Origin of the sequence: Pontimonas sp. (assembly GCF_031581085.1) — a bacterium.
In the GTDB taxonomy this organism is placed as follows: domain Bacteria; phylum Actinomycetota; class Actinomycetes; order Actinomycetales; family Microbacteriaceae; genus Pontimonas.
Genome location: NZ_JAVLBO010000037.1, coordinates 1 through 6,218, shown reverse-complemented (window position 1 = coordinate 6,218; position 6,218 = coordinate 1). Strand labels below are relative to the sequence as shown.

Annotated in this window: 6 protein-coding genes; all 6 read right to left on the bottom strand. The window is 55.4% G+C overall.

The genetic code is table 11. The annotated features are described in order from the left end of the window. Positions 1 to 77 precede the first annotated feature (77 nt). Entirely contained in the window at positions 78 to 1,058 is a 981-nt protein-coding gene (locus RI518_RS07450) for a DMT family transporter (protein ID WP_310689759.1), read from the bottom strand. A 9-nt stretch (positions 1,059 to 1,067) separates the two neighbouring features. Next, on the bottom strand, positions 1,068 to 2,144 hold the full coding sequence (locus RI518_RS07445) for an ABC transporter ATP-binding protein (RefSeq protein ID WP_310689758.1): 1,077 nt from the start codon (positions 2,142 to 2,144) through the stop codon (positions 1,068 to 1,070). Continuing rightward, on the bottom strand, positions 2,144 to 3,223 hold the full coding sequence (locus RI518_RS07440) for an ABC transporter ATP-binding protein (protein ID WP_310689757.1): 1,080 nt from the start codon (positions 3,221 to 3,223) through the stop codon (positions 2,144 to 2,146). Before RI518_RS07440 ends, RI518_RS07445 begins: the two co-directional genes overlap by 1 nt. 4 nt (positions 3,224 to 3,227) lie before the next feature. Further along, positions 3,228 to 4,070, bottom strand: a complete 843-nt coding sequence (locus RI518_RS07435; protein ID WP_310689756.1) for a carbohydrate ABC transporter permease — start codon at positions 4,068 to 4,070, stop codon at positions 3,228 to 3,230. A gap of 2 nt (positions 4,071 to 4,072) precedes the next feature. After that, a complete protein-coding gene (locus tag RI518_RS07430) occupies positions 4,073 to 4,942 on the bottom strand; it encodes a sugar ABC transporter permease (protein ID WP_310689755.1) in 870 nt (289 codons plus the stop codon). A 93-nt stretch (positions 4,943 to 5,035) separates the two neighbouring features. Then, positions 5,036 to 6,218, bottom strand: a 1,183-nt coding sequence (locus RI518_RS07425; protein ID WP_310689754.1) for an ABC transporter substrate-binding protein, incomplete at its 5' end; no start/stop codon positions are given.

Below are 6,218 nucleotides of genomic sequence, written 5' to 3'. Positions count from 1 at the left end.
CGGGTGATGCTCGGTGGTGCGGGGGCGCTCGTGGTGACCTGGTCGATTGGTGAGCTTCTGGGCACCAGTCTGGCGCTTTAGACTCTGTCGCCGGTGTTTTGTGGGATACCGAGACTGGCGAGTACGACGCCGATGGAGACGGTGAGCAGTCCCACGAGGAGGAGGGCACTCACCACTGTTCCTTCGGTGGGGAAAAGTACGTCCAGCGCCAGGGCCCCCGCGAGTTGGCCAAGCACCGATATCACCGCAAAAACCAGTACCCCGAGATAACGGACAAATAGAGTTGCCGACGCAATAAAAAGCATTCCGAGTGGTCCGCCAAGCCACAGCTGCGGGTCCTCGATGAGTGAGGGGGGCATGGCGGGAGTTCGACCGAGGGCGAGCCAGTCGATAAACAAAAAGACAGTCAAGAGCGAAAATCCCATCGAGAAATTTAGTGAGCTCGTGACTAAGGCCGAGGAGACGGCCTGACCGATACGTCCATTCAGGGCGTACTGCACTGACGTCGCAACTCCCGCGCCTAATCCGTAGACAACTCCGGCCAAGGCGAGGGATGCCGCATCTCCACGGCCGATTGCGCTCACAATCACCCCGAAAACGGCCAATACACCGGCAAGAAATCTGAGGAGAGTCACTCTTTTTTTCCCGGCCGGACCCAAGCCAATGTGATCAACCCAGAGCGAACCGAGAGTTTGTCCGGTGACAACAGCAATCATGTATACCGACACGCCCACCTGGGGCACCACGAGGGCCTGGCCAAAAATAAAGATTCCGCCCCCGAATCCTGCAAAATAGTGCCAGGTTCGAAGCGAACGCCGGGTACCGGACGAGAACAAGCGGCCCAGCGCGCGCCGAGCGCCAGGAAGTGACACCAAAAACGCGGTGGAGACAATGAACCCACCACCCACAGACATCATTGCCGCCACAATGGGATGATCAATGGCCTCACTCGCAGCTCCGTTCACACGAGCCTGAACACTGTTCGCGGCGGAAACCACAAATGCCAGCCCGATCAGACCCCACGCAGTGACTCGAGCAGCGGGCGGGTGAGACGTCATTTCGTGAGCTTAAGCGCCCGCAAGCTGACCGCCCGAGTAGAGCAAGAGTTTTTCGACCGGGAGCTCTAGCAATACAGGACCCGTGTCGGGGACCTCCATCTCCCGGGGAAGTTTCATTTTGAGAGACTGACCGGAAACATCACAGCTCACCACACGGGTATTGCCTTGGTCCTGAACACCCGTCACTTGCCCAGAAATCACATTTTGACTGCGGCTGCTTGCTACGCGGACATACTCGGGTCGGATGCCAAGTTTCAAATCACCCGACGCAGGTTTCCCGGCATTGCCGGCCTGGAGAACAGACCCGCCAAGAGTCAATCCATTGGCATCCTTTTCAACGTCCAAGAAATTCATGGCCGGAGAACCAATGAAATAGCCGACGTAGTCACTCACCGGTACTTCGAATAGCTCTTCCGGCGTTCCCTGCTGGACAACTTCTCCGTCGCTCATCACCAAGAGTTCTTCCGCAAACGTCATGGCCTCGTACTGGTCGTGGGTGACGTAAATGATGGTTGAGCCCAGCTCATCGTTCGCTTCTTTGATTCGCTTACGGAGCATGAATTTGAGCTGAGGATCAATGACGGTCAGAGGTTCATCCATCAGTAACACCGCAACGTCGTCTCGGACCAGCCCACGCCCCAGGGACACCAACTGTTTCTCATCCACACCCAGACGCCACGCAGAGCGTTTGAGTTTGTGAGAAATTCCGAGAATGTCCGCCACACTCTCCACGCGTTCTTTAATTCGGTCGTCTTCCCAATTTCGACACACGAGGGGGAAGGCAAGATTGTCAAACACGTTCATGGAGCGGTAAATCGCCGGAAACTGAAAGACCTGCGCAACATTGCGCTTTTCGGTTTTCAAACCTGTGATGTCCCGGTTATCAAAAAGCACACGGCCCTGCTTGGGGGTGACAATTCCAGAAATAATGTTGAGCAGTGTGGTCTTACCGCACCCTGAGGGACCCACCAGGGCGTATGTTCGCCCAGCCTCGAAAGTCACGCTTAAGGGTTTCAGTGGCCACTGCTCTTGGGGGGTCTTGTTGTCGTAGGCGTGCCCGACACCCTCCAAAGTCACACTTCCCATTAGCGCACCTCCACGGCCGGGGCGAATAACAAATCACCTGATGGATCGAAAGCAAAAAACCGTTCACTGCGCAGCGCGACACGAAGAGTGTCCCCGGCGCGGTAATCGTGGATTCCTTCAATCATGACCACCAGGTCTCCAGCTTCCGCGCTCAGGTAAAGAACAGTTTCTGAGCCCGAAACCTCGACAAAGGAAATGGTGGTGGATTCCGCCAGACCATCAGCCCCCGTGGGAACCAGGTCCATGGCTCGAATACCAAAATCGTATGTGCCCTCACCGAGGCCCGAGAGATGACTGGGGCGAGGAAGGCGGAGACCACTCGCGAGAATGATGTCACCGTCTTCAACACGAGCTCTCAGCACGCTCATCGGCGGATCATTAACGATCTGCGCAACTTGAAGATTCTTTGGCCTCTCGAACACTTCAGAAGGGGGACCCGACTGTAGGACTCGACCTTCATGCATCACCATCAGTTCATAGCCCAACATCATCGCCTCACCAATTTCTGTCGTCGCGTAGAGCGTCACAGACTGGTTCTCACCGGCAAATAGGCTCAGAAATTCCTCCCGCAGTTGCTCACGCAACTTAAAGTCGAGGTTCATAAGTGGCTCATCGAGCATCAGGATGCGCGAGTGTCTGGCAAGTGAACGTGCCATCGCGACGCGCTGTTGCTGACCGCCCGACAGTTGACCGGGCTTGCGGTCGGCAAATTCTGTAAGCCCTACTTTGTGAAGATAGGTATCAACGCGGTTTCTGAGCTCATCGCCCTTCATCCCGGCTTTTCTCAAGGGAAACTCGATGTTTCCTCGAACTGTCTTGTTCGGGTAGTTAATGAACTGTTGATACACCATCGCGATGTCTCGTTTCCACACCGGGGTATCGGTCATTGGCTCACCATCAAAACTCAGTTGCCCACTGTCGAGAGTGAGCAAACCGGCAACAGCGCGCATCAGGCTAGTTTTGCCTGCTCCCGTTCGACCCATAACGACATAAATGCGACCGGGTTCAACGGTGAAACTCACGTCGTCCAAGTAGATTTCCTTGTCGAGCGTGGCGTGCAAGTTCTCTGCCTTCAACATGTAATTACCTCACCGCCCCACTGAGGCTTCCCTTGGCGAGGAACCTCTCGATAGCAAACGCGAACACAATAAGCGGCAATATCGCAAAAATGGCCGCTGCGCTCAATGTCCAGTAAGGGGTCACTGTCGCGTTCAGGGACACGATCGCGAGCGGCAACGTCGTAATTTGACCGAAGGTCAACACCAGGGGATAGAAGAAGTCGTTCCAGCCGAAAATCACCGCAAACATCCCTGCAACCGTGAGGCCAGGCGCGGTGAGAGGCAGAATGACCCGCCCGAACACTTCAAATGGACTGTATCCCTCGAGCATGGCCATTTCGTCCAACTCCCGCGGAATCCCGTTAAAAAAGTCCACCATAAGCCACACAACAATCGGCATCAGTCCCGCGATAGACACGATAATTAGACCCAGCCGGGTATCTAACAGACTGAGCTCTCTCAACATGAGGAAGAACGGAAAACTCAGGACGATGGGCGGCATGATGCGCTGGGAAATGAAGAAAAAGACAATGTCTTGATTACGGATGAAGCCCAGCTTGTAGGCAAAGCGTGAAAGACCGTACGAAGAGATGGTCCCCAGAACCAAACTAATTCCCGCGCCAGCGAATGTAATGACCACGCTGTTAAAAAGCGGGGGAATAAGATTTGTCGTCGCTCCGCCCCCACCGAAGATGCTGGACCAGCCCAGAGAGCTCGGCTCAAACTCCACGAACGGGATGTAGGTGGCACCAAAATCCACAGCGGTTGGTGGCTTAATACTGGTGACGGCCGCCCAAAGCAAAGGCAACAAAATGAAGATGGTCCACAGAGAGATAAAAACTCCGACCAAAACGCGCTTGAGCAGCATCTTTAGATCCCCTTCGGCTTCGAGATGCGGGTGAGGATTTGCACAATAACGGTCAGAAGGACGATGAACGTGATGAGGTACGTCACCGACAGGGTGCCGCCGTTTGCTAGGTCAAAGTTTCGCAATGCCTTCAAATAGATGTAATAGGTCGGCGTCTCCGTAGAAGAGCCGGGGCCTCCATTGGTCATCGCGTAAACAGTGTCAAAAATCTTTGATGCCTCAATGAGGCGAATGATGATTGCTCCGATACTGACAGGAGCCATCATCGGGAGCGTGACTTTGAAAAAGGTTCGAAAGGTCCCGGCACCATCAATGGATGCCGCGAGAAACGGCTCTCTCGGCAGGCTGAGCAGACCCGCCAACAGCAACAAATACATAAAAGGTGTCCATTGCCAAATCTCCGCCACCATAATTGCCGCCATTGCCGGGATTGTGGAGGATAGCCACGACACGGGTCCGAACCCCAAAGCGGTGATGATGTCGTTTACAGGCCCAACCGTTTCATTAAAAATTGATTTCCAGACGACCGACATCACTACCGGCGTAGTCATCATCGGGACCAGCCACAGAACCCGGAAAAACCGGCCCGAGGCAACGCCCTTCCACGAAACCAACGCGGCGAGGAAACCCAGAACGTATTGGATGAACACGGTGACAAGAGCGAGCGGGATAAGCCGGGCCATCGACTCCCAAAACCGACCATCGCTTGCCATCGCAGCCCAGTTACGACCCCCGACCCAATCAAAACCCGAGTTGGCCACCGACCAGTTGGAAAAGCTCAGCGCGATGGTGAACAGGAGGGGGAAAATGATGATGGCAATGAGGGTGAATAACCCTGGCAGCAAGAACAGCCGGCCATAAAATTTGCTCACGAATGTCTCCAGCGTGTGGGGAAGGTTGACAGACTTTGTCCTGTGGCGGGGAACACATGTTCCCCGCCACAGGCCCAAAGTCACATGGAGTGACTAGTCGAGGTTGTCCTCGAGCCGGATCACAGCCTGGTAGGCCTCTTCGATCTCATCGGGTCCGATGCGTTCGATGATGCTTTCCCATTCGACGGCAACATCGTCGAGAGCTTCCTGCGGAGTCTTTTGCCCCGCGAGAGCCTCTGCAACACCATTCGCCATAGCGGTGTAGAACTCGCCATTTCCGGGAACGCGGAGGTCAAACACACGGTTAGTGTTCTCCTCGTAGTTCTCGAGAGTGTCGATGTAGGTGGTTGCCGCCTGCTCTTCCCAGCCCGCCTGGTCAGTCCAGAACGAGGCGTCGAAGTTCTCCGTGCGCGCCGGGTTCACCCCGAAGCGACCAATGGTCAGGTCGATCGTGTGGTTCGCCTTGTTTCCGAAGAAGCAGAGGTAGTCAAACGCCATCTGCTGCACCGGAGAGTCGGCAGTCACCACTGAGGTCCAACCCCACGAGATGTACGGCGCGTAGTTGACTCCGCCTTCGGGAGTATCCCACTCACCTGTCACTCGGTTCCACACCTCGTCGGCTCCGGGTAGCGGAGCAGCCGCGACATTCTCACGAATCGGACTGTCGGCTTGGTTGGCTGCAACATACGCGTCATCCCAGCTATAGCTAAAGAGCGCCTCGCCCTTGCTAAACGATGCAATCTCGTCAGCAAGGCCGTAGCTGGAGTAGCCCGGCGGGACGAAGTTCACGGCCTCGACAAAGTCTTCCAATCCGCGAACGAATCCAGGATTGTTGACTTGAGGAGTCATGTCTTCGTCAAACCAGAAACCCCCGGTGACGTCCGGGTGCTTGGCATAGGGACCCACGCGGCTGATGAACGCAGAGAACATCAGATTATCGCGAGCCATTACCTCGACGGAACCGTAGAAGTCCACATCTGCAGGCTGGCCGGCGGGTGACCAGTTTCCACTGGCGTACTCGCTAGCGAAGAACGCTGCCTGCTCGTTGTACTCATCCCAGGTTTGCGGCACACGCAACTCGTTACCGGTCGCCTCCAGATAAGCAGCCTGAGCGTCCGGGTCATCGATTACGTCAGTACGGTATTTCATGTAGTGACGATCTGCGTCGATCGAGTAGAGCTTGGTCTCCCCGTTCCACTGGGCAATTTGTTTCACCAGGTCAGTCGAATCGGCAAGTTCCGTCTCATTGAGGTACTCATCGGGAATTGTTGCGTAG

Coding starts and splice junctions, on each gene's coding strand:
- RI518_RS07450 (WP_310689759.1), bottom strand. CDS start 1,058: ATGACGTCTCACCCGCCCGCTGCTCGAGTCACTGCGTGGGGTCTGATC.
- RI518_RS07445 (WP_310689758.1), bottom strand. CDS start 2,144: ATGGGAAGTGTGACTTTGGAGGGTGTCGGGCACGCCTACGACAACAAG.
- RI518_RS07440 (WP_310689757.1), bottom strand. CDS start 3,223: ATGTTGAAGGCAGAGAACTTGCACGCCACGCTCGACAAGGAAATCTAC.
- RI518_RS07435 (WP_310689756.1), bottom strand. CDS start 4,070: ATGCTGCTCAAGCGCGTTTTGGTCGGAGTTTTTATCTCTCTGTGGACC.